Origin of the sequence: Mycobacterium sp. 360MFTsu5.1 (genome assembly GCF_000383495.1) — a bacterium.
Classification (GTDB): Bacteria; Actinomycetota; Actinomycetes; order Mycobacteriales; family Mycobacteriaceae; genus Mycobacterium; species Mycobacterium mucogenicum_B.
Map to the genome: position 1 here is coordinate 489,172 of NZ_KB911464.1, position 18,393 is coordinate 507,564.

The 18,393-nt window shown below is 68.2% G+C and carries 18 protein-coding genes; 10 read left to right on the forward strand and 8 right to left on the reverse strand.

What is annotated here, in order from left to right; translation table 11 throughout:
• Positions 1–16: 16 nt before the first annotated feature.
• Positions 17–646 (forward strand): TetR/AcrR family transcriptional regulator, encoded by a 630-nt coding sequence (locus H289_RS0109200; RefSeq protein ID WP_020100488.1) that lies wholly within the window; start codon positions 17–19, stop codon positions 644–646.
• Positions 647–691: 45 nt separating this feature from the next.
• Here the strand turns inward: H289_RS0109200 and H289_RS0109205 are convergent, their stop codons facing one another.
• The 5 genes from H289_RS0109205 to H289_RS0109225 all read right to left on the reverse strand — a co-directional run bounded on the left by H289_RS0109205 (position 692) and on the right by H289_RS0109225 (position 5,905).
• A complete protein-coding gene (locus H289_RS0109205) occupies positions 692–1,081 on the reverse strand; it encodes a hypothetical protein (RefSeq protein WP_020100489.1) in 390 nt (129 codons plus the stop codon).
• A 75-nt stretch (positions 1,082–1,156) separates the two neighbouring features.
• A complete protein-coding gene (locus tag H289_RS0109210; RefSeq protein ID WP_020100490.1) occupies positions 1,157–2,203 on the reverse strand; it encodes an alcohol dehydrogenase catalytic domain-containing protein in 1,047 nt (348 codons plus the stop codon).
• A complete protein-coding gene (locus H289_RS0109215; RefSeq protein WP_231387984.1) occupies positions 2,200–3,444 on the reverse strand; it encodes an LLM class flavin-dependent oxidoreductase in 1,245 nt (414 codons plus the stop codon). Before H289_RS0109215 ends, H289_RS0109210 begins: the two co-directional genes overlap by 4 nt.
• Before the next feature lie 192 nt (positions 3,445–3,636).
• Positions 3,637–4,266 carry a TetR/AcrR family transcriptional regulator gene (locus tag H289_RS0109220; RefSeq protein ID WP_029105000.1) on the reverse strand — a complete coding sequence of 210 codons (630 nt, stop codon included), beginning with the start codon at positions 4,264–4,266 and terminating at the stop codon, positions 3,637–3,639.
• Positions 4,267–4,279: 13 nt separating this feature from the next.
• Positions 4,280–5,905 (reverse strand): PucR family transcriptional regulator, encoded by a 1,626-nt coding sequence (locus H289_RS0109225; protein WP_020100493.1) that lies wholly within the window; start codon positions 5,903–5,905, stop codon positions 4,280–4,282.
• 114 nt (positions 5,906–6,019) lie between these two features.
• Here H289_RS0109225 and H289_RS0109230 point away from each other — a divergent pair, with 114 nt between their 5' ends.
• Genes H289_RS0109230 through H289_RS0109255 form a run of 6 tightly spaced genes read left to right on the forward strand, consistent with a single transcriptional unit; the run spans position 6,020 to position 12,868 of the window.
• Positions 6,020–7,519, forward strand: a complete 1,500-nt coding sequence (locus tag H289_RS0109230) for a CoA-acylating methylmalonate-semialdehyde dehydrogenase (protein WP_020100494.1) — start codon at positions 6,020–6,022, stop codon at positions 7,517–7,519.
• 26 nt (positions 7,520–7,545) lie between these two features.
• A complete protein-coding gene (locus H289_RS0109235) occupies positions 7,546–8,928 on the forward strand; it encodes an aspartate aminotransferase family protein (protein ID WP_020100495.1) in 1,383 nt (460 codons plus the stop codon).
• A 15-nt stretch (positions 8,929–8,943) separates the two neighbouring features.
• On the forward strand, positions 8,944–9,672 hold the full coding sequence (locus tag H289_RS0109240; RefSeq protein WP_029105001.1) for a (Fe-S)-binding protein: 729 nt from the start codon (positions 8,944–8,946) through the stop codon (positions 9,670–9,672).
• Positions 9,669–11,108, forward strand: coding sequence for a LutB/LldF family L-lactate oxidation iron-sulfur protein (locus tag H289_RS0109245; protein ID WP_020100497.1), 1,440 nt, complete (start codon positions 9,669–9,671; stop codon positions 11,106–11,108). Before H289_RS0109240 ends, H289_RS0109245 begins: the two co-directional genes overlap by 4 nt.
• The gene (locus H289_RS0109250; RefSeq protein WP_020100498.1) at positions 11,105–11,722 is read left to right on the forward strand and encodes a LutC/YkgG family protein; all 618 of its coding nucleotides are present in this window, start codon (positions 11,105–11,107) and stop codon (positions 11,720–11,722) included. Before H289_RS0109245 ends, H289_RS0109250 begins: the two co-directional genes overlap by 4 nt.
• 21 nt (positions 11,723–11,743) lie before the next feature.
• The gene (locus H289_RS0109255; RefSeq protein WP_029105003.1) at positions 11,744–12,868 is read left to right on the forward strand and encodes an epoxide hydrolase family protein; all 1,125 of its coding nucleotides are present in this window, start codon (positions 11,744–11,746) and stop codon (positions 12,866–12,868) included.
• A gap of 1 nt (position 12,869) precedes the next feature.
• On the opposite strand, the gene H289_RS0109260 is transcribed toward H289_RS0109255, so the two are convergent.
• From H289_RS0109260 to H289_RS0109270, 3 genes are all read right to left on the reverse strand, one after another.
• Complete coding sequence (locus H289_RS0109260) at positions 12,870–14,246, reverse strand: purine-cytosine permease family protein (RefSeq protein WP_020100500.1); 1,377 nt, start codon at positions 14,244–14,246, stop codon at positions 12,870–12,872.
• Between the two features lie 4 nt (positions 14,247–14,250).
• Positions 14,251–15,135: an EamA family transporter gene (locus H289_RS0109265; RefSeq protein WP_020100501.1), complete on the reverse strand. Its 885-nt coding sequence runs from the start codon at positions 15,133–15,135 to the stop codon at positions 14,251–14,253.
• 102 nt (positions 15,136–15,237) lie between these two features.
• Positions 15,238–16,059: an acyl-CoA thioesterase domain-containing protein gene (locus tag H289_RS0109270; protein WP_029105004.1), complete on the reverse strand. Its 822-nt coding sequence runs from the start codon at positions 16,057–16,059 to the stop codon at positions 15,238–15,240.
• Positions 16,060–16,144: 85 nt separating this feature from the next.
• Here H289_RS0109270 and H289_RS0109275 point away from each other — a divergent pair, with 85 nt between their 5' ends.
• From H289_RS0109275 to H289_RS0109285, 3 genes are read left to right on the forward strand one after another with little or no spacing between them, the layout of a single operon-like run.
• Positions 16,145–17,074, forward strand: coding sequence for a LysR family transcriptional regulator (locus H289_RS0109275; RefSeq protein ID WP_020100503.1), 930 nt, complete (start codon positions 16,145–16,147; stop codon positions 17,072–17,074).
• 23 nt (positions 17,075–17,097) lie between these two features.
• On the forward strand, positions 17,098–17,907 hold the full coding sequence (locus H289_RS0109280; RefSeq protein ID WP_020100504.1) for a hypothetical protein: 810 nt from the start codon (positions 17,098–17,100) through the stop codon (positions 17,905–17,907).
• 9 nt (positions 17,908–17,916) lie between these two features.
• A complete protein-coding gene (locus tag H289_RS0109285) occupies positions 17,917–18,390 on the forward strand; it encodes an RDD family protein (protein ID WP_020100505.1) in 474 nt (157 codons plus the stop codon).
• Positions 18,391–18,393 lie beyond the last annotated feature (3 nt).

The window sequence follows — 18,393 nt, forward strand, 5'->3', positions numbered from 1 at the left end:
TTCAAGGGAGAAGCAGATGGGCAGGCCCCGCGTACCGCTGCTCAACCGCGAACTCATCCGTGACACGGCATTGGAATTGATCGATCGCGACGGCCTCGCCGAAATGTCGATGCGCAAGCTGGCCGCCGAACTCGGCGTGCAGGCGTCGTCGCTGTACAAGCACTACCCCACCAAGGACGACGTGCTCGACGCCGTCGCGAGCCGGGTCGCCGGGGAGATCGACACGTCAGGGTTCGACCGCGGCGACGACTGGCAGGACGCGCTGGCGGCGTGGGCCCGCTCGCACCGCGCCGCGCTGGCGGCCCACCCGAATCTCGTGCCCTACCTGGCGACCGGGCCGGGCCGTCGCGACGTCAGTCTCCGCATCGCCGACGCCGTACACGGCGGCCTGGTCGGCGCCGGCTGGCCACCGCGCGAAGCGACTCTGATCGGCGCTGCCACCCGGTCGCTGGTGCTCGGATCGACCGTCGGCTCCTTCTCGCGCGGGTTCACCGACGACGTGCAGGTCTATCGCGACCGCTACCCGCACATGGGCCAGGCGCATCTGCTGCGCGGCAAGGCCGACCAGATCGACACGGCCGGTTTCGAGCTGGCCCTCACCGCATTCATCGACGGATTGACGCTGCGCTTCAACGCCCTCCAGTGATTTGTGCACGATTTTCCGCGGCCGGCGCGGAAAATCGTGCACAAATCACCTGTCTTGCGGCGGTTTGGGTCCCCCGCTGAAGGGGTTCAGCCTCGACACCCCGGGGATGTTGGACAGCAGCCGGAACACCTCGTTGCCGGTGTTCACCAGGGCTTCGAGTTGCGGCAGTAGGGCGTCGAGCGTGCGGAACATGGGATCTGCCATGGCCATGAACCGCTCGGTGCGGTCGATCGTCGCGTTGAGCCGCTCGGTGGCCACCGCCAGGTTCTCGATGAGATCGGGTACCTGGGCGGCGAGTTGGACGGAGGCCGGCGGGATGCGCATGGCACCGCTGGCCACCGCCTGCGTCATCTCGACGGCGGACTGGGCGGCATCGACCGCGGACTGCGCCGCGGCCTTCAGGTCGCTGGGCTTCGGAATCATTTGACCGGCCATACAGTTAACTGTGCCGCACCCGGGCCCGCCTGTCCCGTGATCGACACGGCTACACGTCGGTAACGCTGCTCACGATCACGACGGGAGTACCAGGATCTTGACGTGTTCGTCCGGATTCCGCAGGGCGGTGAACGCGTCGGCGATGCCGTCGAGCCCGGTACGTCCGGTGATCAGCGCCTCGGCGTCGATCTCGCCCGCGGCCAGCCGGGCCAGTACCTTTTCGTAGGCCTGCTCGTACGGGCCGTGCCCGAAGTTGATCGCGATCTGCCGCATCTGCGCCACGACCGGGATGATGGTCTCCTCGGCGAACGGGGATGCCACCACCTGAATCCGCGAACCCCACGGCAGCGTGTGGGTCAGGGTGTTGAGCGTGCCGACCCGGCCGCTGCACTCGTAGGCGATCAAGAGCCCACCGCCGGTCTTGCCGCTTGCCAGCAACTCGTTGTAGACCTCGATCGGGTCCTGCTCATTGGGGTCGACGACGATGTCGGCGCCCATCTTCGCGGCGAGCTCGCGTCGCTTCGGCGACGGCTCCGAGGCAATGACGAGGCGCGCGCCGGCGGCCTTCGCGGCGAGGATGGTGCCCAGGCCGATCGAGCCGCAACCGATCACCAGCGCGGTGTCCGCGGGCGCCAGCCCCGACTGCTGCATGTGCATCTCGCCGACGTGCAGTGGTTCGGCGAGGGACGCGTGCTCCAGCGAGAGGCCGTCGGGCACGTGCCGCACCCAGAACGCGTCGACGACGATGTACTCGCCGAACGCCCCGTGGTAGTCGTTCGAGTAGCCGATGATGGTCGGCATCCCGTTCTGCTCGGTGGTGATGCCCAGCCCGGTGACGCGGTCGTCGACCTTGAAACCCTCGACGCCCGCGCCAGTTTCGACGACGACGCCCGCCCATTCATGCCCCAGCACCACCGGACGGGTGGCATCGAACACCGCGAACGGGAAGCCCGCCCCGGCGGCGACGGAAACGAACCGGCACGGGTCCTTGGACATACTCAGGTCACTGCCACAGATGCCGCACGCGGCCACCTTGATGCGCAGCTGTCCCGGACCGGTGGCCGGGGGCTCCGGCACGTCCGTCACGGTGAACTGGCCGTCGATGAACTGTGCTGCCTTCATGCGTGTGCTCCCGCGGTGTTGAGTTCGGTCGAGGGCGCCGGAGTGGCGGGGAGATCGGTCGGCCGGCCGTAGTAATCGGTGTACGCCTTGGTGATTGCGCCGACGAGGTTGCCGATCAGCACCTCGGAGTTGTCCTGCGCGAACTGCAGACTGGCCTGCCGCGCGACGTTGCGGCGACGGAAGTGCGGGATGACCTCCGAGGCGAACAGCTCGTAGCTGCGCTTGGTGTTCTCCCAGTCGGCGAGATCCACGTGCATGATCAGCAGGGTGCCGAAGCCGCCGGTCTTCTCGATCAGGCGATCGATCTGGGCGATGGCGTCCTCCGGGGTTCCGATGATCGCCTGGCCGAACTCGCCGAGCGACTCGTTGCGCCAGTAGTCGATGATTCCGGCTGGGGTCTGCGCCCAATCCGGGTTGATGTTCTGCTGCCGGTTGACGTACTCGGCGATGTGATTGATGCGACGGCTGACGGCGCGCTCGGCCTCCTCGCGCGTCTCGGCGATGAACATCGGGTTGACCAGACGCCACGTCGACCGGTCGGCGACGTAGCCGTTCTCGGCCGAAACCTGTTCGTACACACCCCAGTTGCGGTCCAGTGATTCATAGCCCGCCTGCGAGCTCGCCGCGAGCGACAACAGCGACAGGCCGTGCTTGCCGGCCAGCACCGAACCGTTGGGCGAGATGGTCGAGGCGGTGACGACCTCGATGCCGGCCGGGTTGTAGGTGGGCAGCTGGGCGCGGGCGTCGCGCAGGGTGAACCAGTCGGTCTCCATGTTGACGACCTCACCGCGCAGCAGGGCGAGCACGGCCTCCAGGGCCTCACCCTGCATGCGGCGCTGGTTGGTGGTGGTGATGCCCATCATGTGCGCGTCGAGCGGAATCTTGCCGGGGCCGGTGCCGACGATCAGGCGGCCCCGGGTCTGCAGGTCCAGCTGGGTGATGCGGTCAGCGGTGATCAGCGGATGGTGGTACGGCAGCGACATCACGCCGGTGCCGAAGCGGATGCGCTCGGTGCGCTCGGCGGCGGCGGCGATGAAAACATCGGGGGCCGGGACGATCTCGGAGCCGGTCGAATGATGCTCCCCCATCCACGCCTCTTCGAAACCGAGGTGGTCCAGGTGCGTCATCAGGTCGATGTCGCGGCGCAACTGCAGCGCCGGGTCGGCAGTGAGCGGGTGGTACGGGGCGAGGAACGCCCCGAATTTCATGGACGTCGGGCTCCACTGGGCAACGCTGCTCACGGTGGTCTCCTGATTCTGGGTGAGGGATGTCTCGGCTTGCCCGGCCGACTGTAATCCGATCACTCGATTGGATCAAGTGATCCAAAAATATCGGCCGCCGAATGCGCTGTTTGAGCACGCTCATCAGCCGCGAACGCGACGAGAATGCACGCTATTTGCGGCGTGTTGCCGTGCAGACACGGCCGCTCGCGGTTAAGAGTTCAAGAGGCGCTCGGTGCCGCCGACGACGAACGTCACGAGGTCTTCGTAGAACGCTTCGAGGGCCGGGGCCGACAGCTTGGCGCGGTCCCATTCGTCGGCGCGGCTCAGGCCCTGCACGAAGCCCATGATCGACACCGCCCAGCGCGCCTCGAGGCGGCTCTCGTCGGCGTTCGGGAAGGCCCGCCGCACCTGCGCCAGCAGGGCGACGCGCAGCTTGGGTTCGATGTTCTCATCGGCCGGGCCGGCCTGGGTGATCTGGGCCATGATCTTGATCCAGCGCATGCCGCGGGTGCGCTGGCGCCGTAGCAGATCGAGATAGGGCGCGGTGACGGCCCGCACCAACGCGTCGGGCGACGGCGCGGCCGAATCTGCCGCCAGCACATCGACATTGGCCTGGATGGCCGATCCCACCGCGGCCCCGAGGTCCAGCACCACCGCGCGCAGCAACTCGTCCTTGGAACCGAAGTGGTAGTGCACCGAGGCGGCGCCGAGGCCGGCCGCGGCGTTGACCGAGCGCACGGAGACGGCATCCACGCCCTGTTCGGCGAAGAGCTTCTCGGCCGTCTTCACCAACTTGGCGCGGGTGGCATTGCCCTGGCGGTTCTGCGATGTGCCCGACACGGTCAGAAGCATGTCACAGCGGTGCGCCGCCGCCACCGAAAGCGTTGCGTGTCTCCAGGATCAGCAACGCCACATGCAGCGAGGTCGCCGACTCGCCGTCGGCAAGATCGACGCCCAGAATCTGCTCGATGCGGCCCAGTTTCGCGTACAGCGACGGGCGACTCAGGTGCAGCCGCGACGCGAGCGCCGACTTGTTGCCGCCGAGTTCGAGGTATCCGCGCAGCACGTCGAGCAGACCGTCACCGGTCTCCATGTCGTGCAGGATCAGCGCGCGCAGCTCCCCTTCGGCGAACCGCTGCACCCGCGGGTCGGTCCGCAGCATCGACAGTAGCCCGCGCAGCCTGATGTCGGCGACCCGGAAGCAGACCCGCTGCGAGGCGGGCAGCGACAGCGCCGCCTCGGCGACATGGGCGGCATCGGTGATGCGATGGATCGCGTCGATAAGCCCCGGCGCCGGCGTACCGACGCCGAGCACCAGGCCCTGGGCGTCGACGGCACGTTGGGCGTCGCGCCGCAGTGCCCGGCCGAGAGGTTCGAGCGCGCTGCCCGCGCGCGCGTTCAGCGACAACACCATGGCGATCTCGCCGGGCCCGCGCAGTGAGAACAATCCGGTGTGCCCCAACGCCTTCACCGCCCGGGTGACGACGTCGAGCAGGCGCGCACTGCGGCGTTGTTCGGACACCGGGTCGGCGTCGGAACCATCCGGCGCGGCCCAGCCCGCGATCCGCAGCGTCACGGGCAGGTACTGCGCCGCCGGCCGCAAGCCCAGCGCGAAGGCGCGCGCGGTCGCCTCATCTTCGAATCGGATGCGTTCGCGCGCAACATCTTCCAGCAGGCCGGCCTGCGCCTGATGTTCGATGTCGGTACGGCCGCGCTCGGCCATGCGGTGCAGCACCAGCGCCTGGGACGCCCGCTCCAGCACCATCGTGAACCGGCCCGCCACGTCGTCCGACGGACTCAGCGCGATCAGGCGGCCCCACGCATCCTCGCCGCGGCCCACCTCGCTGATCACCCAGTCGTCGGTCCGCACGGCCCCGGTCTCGTGCTGACGGGACCGACGTTGCCAGTCCCGCAACACATCTGGGGTCGGACGCCCGGCCGTCGCCACCGCGATCGCCTGGTGCGTGAGGTCCTCGAGGACGACGGGCGCGCCGAGCAGATTCGCCGCCGCCTCGGCGATCCCGGCGGGCGTCGCCCGGCGCATGCTCAGGTCGGTGAACACCTCGTGCGTCTGCCGCGCGAAATCGACCTCCTGGTACTGGTCGGCGACGATCACCCGGTGCACCTGTTCGGTCACCTCGACGAACTTGATCACCCGGCGCACCGCAACCAGGGCCAGACCCAACTCTTCGGCGATCGACCCGACGTTGACCGGCAGCGGCACAGCCCCGGCGCCCAGTTCGACGATGACGCCGACGGCGTGCGCAGCCGCCACCGACCGCAGGTACTCCAGCGGCGCGGCCCGCAGCGCGGCACCCGTCGTCAGCACCAGCTCGCCACCCTGCAGGACTTCCGAGAGGTCCGGGACATCACTGACGTGGACCCAGCGGATCGGGCGGTCGAAACCGGTCGCACAGAGAATCTCGGGCTCGCCCTGCTGGATGACCGGCAGGGCGACGATCTCGGCGACGGTCGGCATTTACAAAGTGTAAATCGAAAGGTCGAACGTGATACAGATTGTCGGCCGATTCGGGGGTTCCGCCGGGGCAAGCTGAGTGCACACCCGCCCCGACCAGGAAGGCCAACCTCGACGATGACCACCTCGCAGACCATCTCGCACTGGATCAACAACGACGTCTTCACCGGATCCTCGGGACAGTCGGCACCGGTCACCAACCCGGCCACCGGCCAGGTCACCGGCCAGGTCGCACTCGCCAGCGTCGAGGACGCCCAGACCGTCATCAACGCCGCCGTCGCCGCCTTCCCGGCCTGGCGCGACACCTCGATCACCAAGCGGGTGCAGACGCTGTTCGCGTTCCGCGAGCTGCTCAACGCCCGCCGCGAGGAGCTCGCCGCGATCATCACCGCCGAGCACGGCAAGGTGCTCTCGGACGCCATGGGCGAGGTCGCCCGCGGCATCGAGGTCGTCGAATTCGCCTGCGGCATCCCGCATCTGCTCAAGGGCGGCTACGCCGAGAACGCTTCCACCAGCGTCGACGTCTACAACATCCGCCAGGCCCTCGGCCCGGTCGCCATCATCGCGCCGTTCAACTTCCCGGCCATGGTGCCGATGTGGTTCTTCCCCATCGCCATCGCCGCCGGCAACACCGTCGTCGTCAAGCCGTCCGAGAAGGACCCGTCGTCCTCGCTGTGGATGGCCGAACTGTGGAAGGAAGCCGGTCTGCCCGACGGCGTCTTCAACGTCCTGCAGGGTGACAAGACCGCCGTCGACGAGCTGCTGACCAACCCCGCCATCAAGGCCGTCTCGTTCGTCGGCTCCACCCCGATCGCGCAGTACGTCTACCGGACCGCCACCGCCTCCGGCAAGCGCGTGCAGGCCCTCGGCGGCGCCAAGAACCACGCGGTGATCCTGCCCGACGCCGACCTGGATCTGGCCGCCGACAGCATGGTCAACGCCGGCTTCGGTTCGGCCGGTGAGCGCTGCATGGCCATCTCGGCCTGCGTCGCCGTCGGTCCGATCGCCGACGACCTGGTCGCCAAGATCGCCGAGCGCGCCGCCGCCATCAAGACCGGTGACGGCGCCAAGGGCTCGGACATGGGCCCGCTCATCACCAAGGTGCACCGCGACAAGGTGGCCGCCTACATCGACGCCGGCGAGGCCGAGGGCGCCAAGGTCGTGCTCGACGGCCGCAATGTCACCGTCGAGGGGGCCGAAGACGGCTTCTGGCTGGGCCCGACCCTGCTCGACAACGTCACCCCCGAGATGAGCGTCTACACCGACGAGATCTTCGGCCCGGTGCTGTCGGTCGTCCGCGTCGAAACCTACGACGAGGCATTGGAACTGATCAACAACAACCCCTACGGCAACGGCACCGCGATCTTCACCAACGACGGTGGCGCGGCCCGCCGGTTCCAGAACGAGGTCGAGGTCGGCATGGTCGGCATCAACGTCCCGATCCCGGTTCCCATGGCGTTCTTCAGCTTCGGCGGCTGGAAGGCCTCGCTGTTCGGCGACACCCACGCCTACGGCCCCGAAGGCGTGCAGTTCTTCACCCGCGCCAAGGCCGTCACCCAGCGCTGGGCCGACCCCAGCCACGGTGGCATCAACCTGGGCTTCCCGGAGAACAACTGATAGCGCAACCAGATAGAGGACCTGACATGACCCTCGCCGCAGACCACGTTCTGCCCGCCGGACACACGATCGACTCGATGCGCGCCGAAGCCGAGCGCGCCTACGCGCTGGACCGAGCCCACGTCTTCCATTCCTGGTCGGCCCAGGCCGCGCTCAACCCCATGACCATCACGGCGGCCGAGGGCAGCTACTTCTGGGACGGCGACGGCAACCGGCTGCTCGACTTCTCCTCGCAGCTCGTCAACACCAACATCGGCCACCAGCACCCGAAAGTCGTTGCGGCGATTCAGGAACAAGCCGCGAAGCTGTGCACCGTCGCGCCGCAGCACGCCAACGCCGCCCGGTCCGAGGCGGCCCGGCTGATCGCCGATCTGACGCCCGGCGACCTCAACCACATCTTCTTCACCAACGGCGGCGCCGACGCCAACGAGCACGCCGTGCGCATGGCCCGGCTGCACACCGGCAAGCACAAGGTGCTCGCCCGCTACCGCGCGTACCACGGCGGCACCGACCTGGCGATCAACCTGACCGGTGATCCCCGACGGTTCGCCAACGACCGCGGCGCCGCCGGCGTCGTCCACTTCAACGGACCGTTCCTCTACCGCTCGGTGTTCCACGCCGAGACCGAGGAGCAGGAGTCCGCGCGGGCCCTCGACGAACTGCGGCGCGTCATCGAGCTCGAGGGCGCGTCGACCATCGCGGCCATCATCCTGGAGTCCATTCCGGGCACCGCGGGCATCATGATGCCGCCGCCGGGCTACCTGGCGGGCGTGCGCGCACTGTGCGACGAGTACGGCATCGTGATGATCGCCGACGAGGTCATGTCCGGCTTCGGCCGATCCGGAAAGTGGTTCGCCATCAACCACTTCGATGTCGTTCCGGACCTTCTGACGTTCGCCAAGGGCGTCAACTCCGGCTATGTGCCGCTGGGTGGTGTCGCGATCAGCGACGCCATCTTCCAGACCTTCGCCGAGCGCGCCTACCCCGGTGGCCTGACCTACTCCGGGCACCCTCTGGCGACAGCGGCCGCCGTCGCGACCATCAACGCGATGCGCGACGAAGGCATCGTCGAGAACGCGGCCCACCTCGGTGCCGACATCATCGGGCCGGCCCTGCGGGACATGGCGCAGCGGCACCGCAGCGTCGGTGAAGTCCGCGGCGCGGGCGTGTTCTGGGCCGTCGAACTGGTCAAGGACCAGGAAACGCGCGAACCGCTGGCGCCCTACGGTGGCAGCAGTGCCGCGATGAACACCGTCATCGCGTTCTGCAAGGACAACGGCCTCATGCCGTTCACCAACTTCAACCGTATCCATGTGGTGCCGCCGTGCAATGCCACTGACGACGAGGTCCGTGCCGGGCTGGAAATCCTGGACCGCGCCCTCGACGTGGCGGACCAGTACGCCCGATAGGGGTACTGTCGGCCGGTGCGGATAGCGCTGTTCGCGACTTGCCTGGCCGATGCCATGTTTCCGGCTGCCGCCATCGCCACGGTGCGGCTGCTGGAACGGCTGGGTCACCGGGTGGAGTTCCCGGCCGGGCAGACCTGCTGCGGACAGATGCACGTCAACACCGGGTACCTGCGTGAAGCCGTGCCGTTGGTGCGCAACCACGTCGACGCCTTCACCGGGTTCGACGCCGTCGTGGCGCCGTCGGGATCGTGCGTCGGCTCGGTGCGTCACCAGCACGCGATGGTGGCCCGGCGCGCCGGCGACACCGGACTGGCGGCGCGCGCCGAATCGGTTGCGGCGCACACCTTCGAGCTCTCCGAGTTCCTGGTCGACGTGCTCGGCGTCGACGACGTCGGCGCCTACTACCCGCACCGCGTCACCTACCACCCGACATGCCACTCGCTGCGGATGCTGGGTGTCGGCGACAAGCCACTGCGGCTGCTGCGCAACGTACGCGGCCTGACGCTCGTCGAACTGCCGCAGGCCGAATCCTGTTGCGGCTTCGGTGGCACCTTCGCGTTGAAGAACGCCGACGTGTCCACGGCGATGCTCGAAGACAAGATGACGAACATCGCGACGACGGGCGCCGCGGTGTGCACGGCAGGTGACGCATCGTGCCTCATGCACATCGGCGGTGGGCTGAGCCGGATCGGCAGCGGCGTCCGCACCGTGCATCTGGCCGAAATCCTGGCGGCCACATCGTGACCGGGAATCTTCGTGGCGACCAGAGCTTTCCGGCTGCCGCGCAGACCGCGCTCGGCGACGCCCAACTACGCCGCAACATCGGCCATGCCACCGGCACCATCCGCGCCAAACGTCTTGCCGCCATTGCCGAATGCGACGACTGGGAACAGCTGCGCGCCGCCGGCAGCGCACTGAAACAGGACGTGCTGGCGCGGCTACCGGAACTGCTGGAGGAACTCGAAGCCAACGTCACAGCGCGTGGCGGCACCGTGCACTGGGCGCGCGACGGCGACGAGGCCAATCGCATTGTCGCCGAGCTGATCCGGGGCACCGGCAGCACCGAGGTCGTCAAGGTGAAGTCGATGGCCACGCAGGAGATCGGGCTCAACGAGTATCTGGAGGCCGAGGGCATCACGCCCATCGAGACCGACCTGGCCGAGCTGATCGTTCAACTCGGGCACGACAAGCCGAGCCACATCCTGGTGCCGGCGATCCACCGCAACCGCACTGAGATCCGGGACATCTTCGAACGCGAAATGCCCGGCGCCGGCGAACTCACCGATGAACCCCGGGTGCTGGCGATGGCCGCCCGCGCGCATCTGCGACGAAAGTTCCTGTCCGCCAAGATCGCCGTCAGCGGCACCAACTTCGGCGTGGCCGAAACCGGGACCCTGGCGGTCGTCGAATCCGAGGGCAACGGGCGCATGTGCCTGACGCTGCCCGAAACCCTGATCACCGTGATGGGCATCGAGAAGGTGATCCCGCGCTTCACCGATCTCGATGTGTTCATGCAACTGCTGCCGCGGTCGTCGACCGCCGAGCGGATGAACCCGTACACCTCGATGTGGACGGGCGTCCACCCCGGCGACGGCCCGCAGCAGTTCCATCTGGTGCTGCTCGACAACGGCCGGACGCGCGTCCTCGCCGACGAGGTGGGACGTGCTGCGCTGCACTGCATCCGGTGCAGCGCCTGCCTGAACGTCTGCCCGGTCTACGAACGCACGGGCGGGCACGCCTACGGCTCGGTGTACCCGGGACCCATCGGCGCGATCCTCAGTCCCCAGCTGACCGGGACCACCGGTCACGACGACCCGAACGCGAGCCTGCCGTATGCGTCGTCGCTGTGTGGAGCCTGCTTCGAGGCCTGTCCCGTCCGCATCGACATCCCGTCGATCCTGGTGCATCTGCGGGCGGCTCAAGTCGATACTGAACGCGGCGGACTTCCCTCCGGACAGGATCTGGCGATGAAGGCCGCGGGCTGGGCCATGGGGTCCGCGTCGCGGTTCGGGCTGGCGGAGAAGGCACTCGGCGCGGGCCGACTGCTCGCCGGCAAGGACCACCGCATCACCAACCTGCCGTGGCCGGCATCGAAATGGACTGCGAGCCGCGATGTTCCGGCACCACCGGCGGAGACGTTCCGGCAGTGGTGGGCCCGCAACCGGAGCGGCGACCAATGACCGACGCTCGGGAAGCCGTACTGGGGCGCATCCGCGCCGCGCTCGGATCGGCCCCGCCGGCCGCGGTGCGCGTGCCACGCGACTATGACCGGCAGCCCTTGACCGGCTCCGGCGACGTCGACCGATTCGCCGAGACGGTGGCCGACTACCGGGCACAGGTACACCGCGTCGCCGAGATGGAAGTGGCCACGGTGATCGCTGCCCTCGTCGGCACCGGGTCCGCGGTGATCCCCGCGGACCTGCCGCCCGATTGGGTGACGGGCATCCACACCGTCGTCGACGACCCGCCCGTCACCATCGATGTGCTGGACAGCGTCGATGCGGTGGTGACCGGCTGCGCCCTCGGGATCGCGGCGACCGGAACCATCGTGCTGGATGCCGGTGCGGCACAAGGCCGGCGCGCGCTGACGCTGGTGCCCGACCATCACGTCTGTGTCATCCGGGCCGACCAGATCGTCGACACCGTGCCACAGGCGTTCGCGGCGCTCGAGCCGTCCCGCCCACTGACCTTCATCTCCGGGCCGAGCGCGACGAGCGACATCGAACTGCAGCGTGTCGAGGGCGTGCATGGTCCACGCACCCTCGACGTGGTGATCGTCGAAGCCGCCCGGTAAGAATGGATCTTCGTGACCGAGATTGCACCTTTCCAGATCGCCGTACCCGACGCAGTGCTGGACGATCTGCGCCACCGGCTGGCCAACACCCGATGGCCCGAAGCCGAGTGTGTCGACGACTGGAGCCAGGGCATTCCGCTCAGCTACACCCGCGCGCTGGCCGACTACTGGGCGAACGGCTACGACTGGCGGGCCCGCGAGGCGGCACTGAACCGGTTCGATCAGTACGTCACCGAAATCGACGGTCTGGACATCCATTTCATCCATCAGCGGTCACCGCACCCGGACGCACTGCCGCTGATCATCACGCACGGGTGGCCCGGGTCGATCGCCGAGTTCCAGAAGGTCATCGGCCCACTGACCGATCCGACCGCGCACGGCGGCCGCGCGGAAGACGCGTTCCACGTGGTGTGCCCGTCGCTGCCCGGTTATGGCTTCTCGGGTAAACCCGCCGCCACCGGGTGGGGCATCGAGCGGACCGCACAGGCGTGGGATGACCTGATGGTCCGGCTCGGCTACACCCGCTACGGCGCGCAGGGCGGCGACTGGGGTGCGGCGGTAACCACCCAGATCGGGCGAAACGTGGGTCATTGCATCGCCATTCACACCAACATGCCCATGGGCCGTCCCGCCGCCGGCACAACGGAGTTCACCGCCGAGGAACAGAACGCGCTGGCGGCGTTGAAGCACTACCAGGACGTGGACTCCGGCTATGCCAAGGAGCAGTCCACCCGTCCGCAGACGATCGGCTACGGCCTGGTCGATTCACCGGTGGCGCAACTGGCGTGGATCGTCGAGAAGTTCTGGTCGTGGACCGACCACGACGGTGACGTGGAGAGCGCGCTGAGCCGTGACGAGATGCTCGACGACGTGATGATCTACTGGGCCACCGCCACCGGGGCGTCGTCGGCGCGGCTGTACTGGGAGAGCTTCCGGGTGTTCGGCGGCGGGCAGCGCAAGGTCGAGCTGCCCACCGGCGTCGCGTCGTTCCCCAAGGAGATCCTGCGGGCACCGCGGTCCTGGTGCGAGACCGGGTACAACATCACCCACTGGACGACGATGCCGCGCGGTGGTCACTTCGCGGCATTCGAGCAGCCCGAGTTGTTCGTCGACGATGTGCGCGCGTTCTTTGCGACGGTGCGCTGACTCAGGAACTCCTGAGCCGCCGGTAGCCGCCGTAGACCACCAGTGCGACAACGAAATTCACGAAGTACGCGATGTCGGCGCCATGCCACGCGACGGCGACGGGCCCTTGCAGCAGCGTGGTGTTCATGAACGGGATCGCGGCGCCGTAGGCCACCACGAACGCGACCAGGGCGGCCACGGCGTCGGCCCGCGGCGTCGTCTCCGCGGCGGGATCCACGGTCGGCCGGCCGTGGCTGCGGCGGCGCCAGTCGACGATCACGATGGCCGCGAACGCCGGAATCCAGTAGCTGATCAGAAGCAGCACATTGGTGAATCGCGTTGCGGTGTCGCCGGTGTGGAGCCAGAGGATGAGGCCGAACGCCAGCGCCGTCACCACCAATGAGGACACCGGCCGCCGCACGCGGACACCCAGCGTCTGCAGGGCGAGCGAACCGCTGTAGTCGTTCATCACACCCGAGCCGACCGACGCCAGCGCGATGATGAGCAGTGCCATGGCACCCAGTGCTCCCCCGCCCATCACCGACCGCACGCCCTCGGCGGTCTGGTCGGTGATGAGACTCCCGGCGGCGATGCCGATGGTCTCGACGAACACGTACGCGGCGGCCAGTCCGGCGAAACTGAACCCGAAAACCTTGCGCGGCGCCGAATCCGCCGGGAGGTAGCGGCTGAAGTCGGCGGCATAGCTGGCCCAGGACACGGCCAGGCTCAGGGCGATGGTGACCGCCAGCACGAAGGCGCCGGCCAGGTCGGCACCGTGCGCGGTCGCCGGTGCCACGACCTGATGTCCGGCAACGAGTTTCACCGCGAACACGACGAACGTCGCGAACAACACCACGGTGAGGACGGCCTGTAGCCGGTGGATCAGCTCGTAGCCGATGAACCCGACCGCACCCTGCACGCCCAGCACGATCAGCACCGCCGCCCAGAACGGGATACCGAGCAGCACGGCGAGCGCTTCGCCGCCGAACAGACCGACCAGTGCGTCCCACGCCACCGACGAGAGCCATTGCAGCACAGCGGGTACCGCGATCAAACCGCCGAACGCCATCCGCGCCCCGGGCAGCTGCGCGGTACCGGTGCGCGGGCCCAACGTGGAGAGGTAGCCGACGACCAGCGACCCGAGCACCGTGCCGACGATCATCGCCAGCATCGCCAGCCAGAACCCCAGACCGAGTGCGCCGATCATCGCGCCGGTGAAGACACATGTCATATTGATCTGCGGCGCGAACCACACCGTGAACAGCCGGCCCGGCGTGCCGTACCGCCGGTCGGCCGGAACCGGGGCGATGCCATGGGTTTCCACCGACAGGTCCCCGGCCCGGCTGGGGGTGCGGCCGGTGAACGGCGAGGCGGTGAGCGCGGTGGCCGGTGGCGTCATGCCCCTATTCGACCACGAGGGCCGGTTCCCGGTGGCCCGTCCCGGCCACGGGTCGAGCGCCGCTGCGGGCGGCGCCGACACCGGCCAGAACGACGAGTGCGATGCCGGCGACGGCGGGCAGCCCCGGCACCTGATGCAGCACGATCAGCCCGAGCATCATGGCGAATGCCGGTTCGAGGCTCATCAGCGTGCCGAACGCTGCCGCGGTGAGGCGCTTGAGGGCCAGCATCTCCAGCGTGAACGGGATGGCCGGCAACAGGATGGCCAGACCCAGGCCGGCCAGCAGCAGGTGCGGCGTCAGATGGCCGACGACAGACGGACCGGCCACCATGGTGACGACCAGACCGGCCACCGGCATGGACACCGCCAGACCCGTGATGCCGGAGACCTCGTCGCCGACGCGCTGCGTCAGCAGGATGTAGGCACCGAGGCAGACCGCTGAAGCCAGCGCTGCGAGCACACCCACGGGGTCGACGGCAGCCGCCCACGGTTGGGTCAGCAGAACGACGCCGGTGCCCGCCATCGCGGGGAACAGCAGCCGTCCGCGTCCGCGCCCCTTGGCCACTGCGACGGCAAGCGCGCCCAGGTATTCCAGGGCGCTCGCGGTGCCGAGCGGAATGCGGGAGACCGCCACCATGAACAGCAGCGTGAAGCCGGCGGTGGCGATACCGAGCAGGACACACGACAGCAACGCCGAGCGGGTGAACGACTTCGGCCGCGGCCGGACGAACAGCAGCATCAACGTGCCGGCCCAGGCCAGGCGGAGCCAGGCCACGCCGGCCGGCCCGATGCCGTCCATGAGCTTCACCGCAAGGGCGGCACCCAGCTGCACCGACATCATGGACGCGACGGTCATGAGTGCGCCGTTTCGCGCCGCTGCGGTGGTCATGCGTTGTATTGAACGGGAACCGGAATGTTCATGTCCACGTGATAATCGTGGATATACCGTTCGCAATATGCGAACGAAACCGTTGCTGCACGGCCGCCGCGGCTACAGCTCCCGCCTGATCCGATCGGGGAAACGGCTGTGGCCGAAGTCGATCTGAGCGGCGGGATTGCTGACCGCGGTGGTCAGACCGGTGCCGATGGGCCCGGCGCTGTCGTACAACGTGGTGGCACCGACCGCGATGCCGCGGTCCGCCCAGTGCGTCTCGGCCTCCACGCCGACCCAGTCGTCCTGCGGCAGCCGCGTCAACGCCACGGTCAGGTCGCCGTTGATGTAGCCGATGCCCGCGGTCCCCAGATTCGTGACCATGCTGGTGCCCTCGGCCGCCACGGCAGCCCGGACGAACGGTGTGTTGGTCTCGCCTTCGATGACGTCGAGGGGCTGGTTGACGTAACGCTTGCGACCCGCGTTCTGGTGCTCGGCGATGGTCCGCGTCCAGCCGACACCGTCACTGCTGATGTACGGCGCCAGGCCGCCATCGATCTCCGCGGGTGGCTCGAAATCGGTTGCGCCGAACCACTCCTCACCAGGGGGCGCCTCAGCGAGCCGATACTGCACCAGCGTGGCCCGGGCGACGATCACGCCGTCCTGCACCACGTCACACTCGGAATTGCGGACGCGTCGCCCGTCCCGGACCAGCTTCACCTCGGTCGTCGTCGGCACCCCGCGCGCGGCACGGAACAGGTCGACGGTGAGCCGGGCCGGCAGAAAGTCGGGCAGTCCGAACGCGGCCTCGAGCGCGTGGGCGGCCAACCCCACCACCGCCGGACCGTTGAGGTGGTCTTCGCCCCACAGACTCTGGGCGAATCGGGTCGGCTGGACCCGATCGGCGTCGATCGGGATGAAGTGGGCTGGGCGTGCGGTCATTTTCGGATCGTCGCACATTGGCTAAATATTCATAACTTCGGGCCAGATGACGCAGAATCGTGCAGATTCCCTGGACAATGGTCGAATGGACACCCGCCGGCTGCGCCTCCTGCTGGCGCTGTCGCGCCTGGGGTCGATGCGGGCCGTCGCCGAGAACCTCAATCTGACGACGTCGACGGTGTCGCAACAGATCGCGGCACTCGCCAAGGAGACCGGCACGCAACTGATCGAGCCGGAGGGCCGCCGAGTCAGGCTGACACCCGCCGGGCAGCGCCTGGCCGATCATGCCGTGACCATTCTCGCCGCCGTCGACGCGGCGCGCCTGGACCTCGATTCCGACGCCGAACCCGTCGGCACACTGCGGATCGGTGGCTTCGCCACCGGGATCCGCGTCTCGCTGCTGCCGATCCTGGCGGAACTGACCCGGGAACACCCCGGAATCGACGTCGCCATCAGCGAATACGAGCCCATCGAAGCATTCGCGCTGCTCACCGACGACGACCTGGACCTGGCCCTGACCTACGACTACAACCTGGCCCCGGCCTCCCCCAGCCCACTGCTGGAAGGCTTTGCGCTGTGGTCGATTCCGTGGGGTCTGGGCCTGCCGGCCGACGAAGCGCACGGACCCGCCGAGCTGTCCGACTACGCGGACCGGACCTGGATCGTCAACTCCCGCAACACCGCTGACGAGGACGCCGTCCGCACGCTGGGTGCACTGAGCGGGTTCACCCCGCGCATCGCCCATCAGATCGACAGCCTGGAACTCGTCGAGGACCTGATCGTCGCCGGATATGGCGTCGGACTACTCCCGCTGGAACGGCCCACCAGCGCGGGCATCAAGGTCGTCCCATTGGCCGGGCCGACGGTGATCCACACCGCCTACGCCGTCACCCGCAAGGGCCGCACCAATTGGCCACCGCTGCGGGCCGTGCTCGACCGGCTGCGACCGGGCGACGGCCCGGTGCCCCTGCCGACGTGGCCGCGCCCAGAAGCCGTCGGCACCGAACGACATTGACCGAGATCTGGGAGGCTACCGGCGTGAAACTGCTGAGGGCGGCACTGATCGCAACGCTTTTGACCGGGCCCGCACTGCCCGCCGCGCGCGCCGAATGTACCGGCGCCTGCGACGCGCAGCAACGCGCCGCGGCAGCCGACGCCTACCTGGCGACCCGGCCGGGCACCGTCGGCTACGTGCTGCGCGACCGCAAAACCGGTGCGGTATACCGCAATTCGCATGCCGGAGACATGGTCTGGACGGCCTCGACCATCAAACTCGGCATGGTGGTGGACCTGTTCGCGCGGCAGAGCGCCGGGCTCCTGCGACTCACCGACAACGACATCGCGCTGATGGGCAAGATGCTGCACACCTCGGACAACGACGCCGCCGACACGCTGTGGACACGGTACGGCGGACCCGACCACACCATCTTCAACAACGACTTCCCGCATTTCGGCATGACACGGGTCCAACCGCAACGCGGATTCGGAGACATGTTCCCCTACTGGGGTTTTCAGAAGTCGACCACCGATGATCTGGACCAGATGGTCAACTACATGCTGACCCGGCTGCGGCCCAACGAGACCGCCTGGATCGTGAGCGCCATGCAGAACGTCGACCCGATCCAGCAGTGGGGTGTCTGGGGCGCCGGCCCGAACATGGCGCCCGGCAACAAGGACGGCTGGTCCGACGAGCAGGGCGGCTGGGTGACCAACACCGTCGGATTCGCCGGGCCCGGACAACGTTTCACCCTGGCCGTCATGAACGCGTTGAACGGCGCCGGCGGCAATGCGGACGGCCAGGCCACGACTACGCGGCTAAGCCAGATATTGCTGGCCGATCGGCAGTAAATTGACGCCATGACCTATGGCGAGAACTACCCAACCTCAGGCGCTTACGGCGCACCCACCCCGGTGCATCCCGGTGACCTGCTGCCCCGTTTCTTCGCACGGTTCATCGACGGACTGATCGTCGGAGTGCTGGCCTTCTTCGGTGCCTTCTCGATCGGCTCGATGTCCGATGTCATGGTGACCGGCCTGTTCTCCGGGCTGGGCACCTTCCTGTACTTCGTGCTGTTCGAGGTACTGGCCGGCGCAACACCCGGCAAGATGGTGCTGGGCCTGAGCGTCCGTGGGCCCCACGGCATGGCCAAGCCCGACTTCAAGCAGTCGGCCATCCGCAACTCGTTCACGCTGCTTCCGATCATCCCGTGGGTCGGCGGGCTGCTGGCGTTCATCGCGTACATCTTCATCGCCGTCACCATCAGCTCCAGCCCCTGCAAGCAGGGCCGGCACGACGAGCTTGCCGGCGGCACCCAGGTGGTCAAGAAGTAGCGG

Excerpts from the sequence above, each read along its gene's own strand:
- H289_RS0109265 (WP_020100501.1), bottom strand. The coding sequence starts at position 15,135 with ATGACCACCGCAGCGGCGCGAAACGGCGCACTCATGACCGTCGCGTCC.
- H289_RS0109230 (WP_020100494.1), top strand. The coding sequence starts at position 6,020 with ATGACCACCTCGCAGACCATCTCGCACTGGATCAACAACGACGTCTTC.
- H289_RS0109260 (WP_020100500.1), bottom strand. The coding sequence starts at position 14,246 with ATGACGCCACCGGCCACCGCGCTCACCGCCTCGCCGTTCACCGGCCGC.
- H289_RS0109250 (WP_020100498.1), top strand. The coding sequence starts at position 11,105 with ATGACCGACGCTCGGGAAGCCGTACTGGGGCGCATCCGCGCCGCGCTC.
- H289_RS0109285 (WP_020100505.1), top strand. The coding sequence starts at position 17,917 with ATGACCTATGGCGAGAACTACCCAACCTCAGGCGCTTACGGCGCACCC.
- H289_RS0109235 (WP_020100495.1), top strand. The coding sequence starts at position 7,546 with ATGACCCTCGCCGCAGACCACGTTCTGCCCGCCGGACACACGATCGAC.
- H289_RS0109275 (WP_020100503.1), top strand. The coding sequence starts at position 16,145 with ATGGACACCCGCCGGCTGCGCCTCCTGCTGGCGCTGTCGCGCCTGGGG.
- H289_RS0109270 (WP_029105004.1), bottom strand. The coding sequence starts at position 16,059 with ATGACCGCACGCCCAGCCCACTTCATCCCGATCGACGCCGATCGGGTC.
- H289_RS0109200 (WP_020100488.1), top strand. The coding sequence starts at position 17 with ATGGGCAGGCCCCGCGTACCGCTGCTCAACCGCGAACTCATCCGTGAC.
- H289_RS0109210 (WP_020100490.1), bottom strand. The coding sequence starts at position 2,203 with ATGAAGGCAGCACAGTTCATCGACGGCCAGTTCACCGTGACGGACGTG.
- H289_RS0109225 (WP_020100493.1), bottom strand. The coding sequence starts at position 5,905 with ATGCCGACCGTCGCCGAGATCGTCGCCCTGCCGGTCATCCAGCAGGGC.
- H289_RS0109205 (WP_020100489.1), bottom strand. The coding sequence starts at position 1,081 with ATGGCCGGTCAAATGATTCCGAAGCCCAGCGACCTGAAGGCCGCGGCG.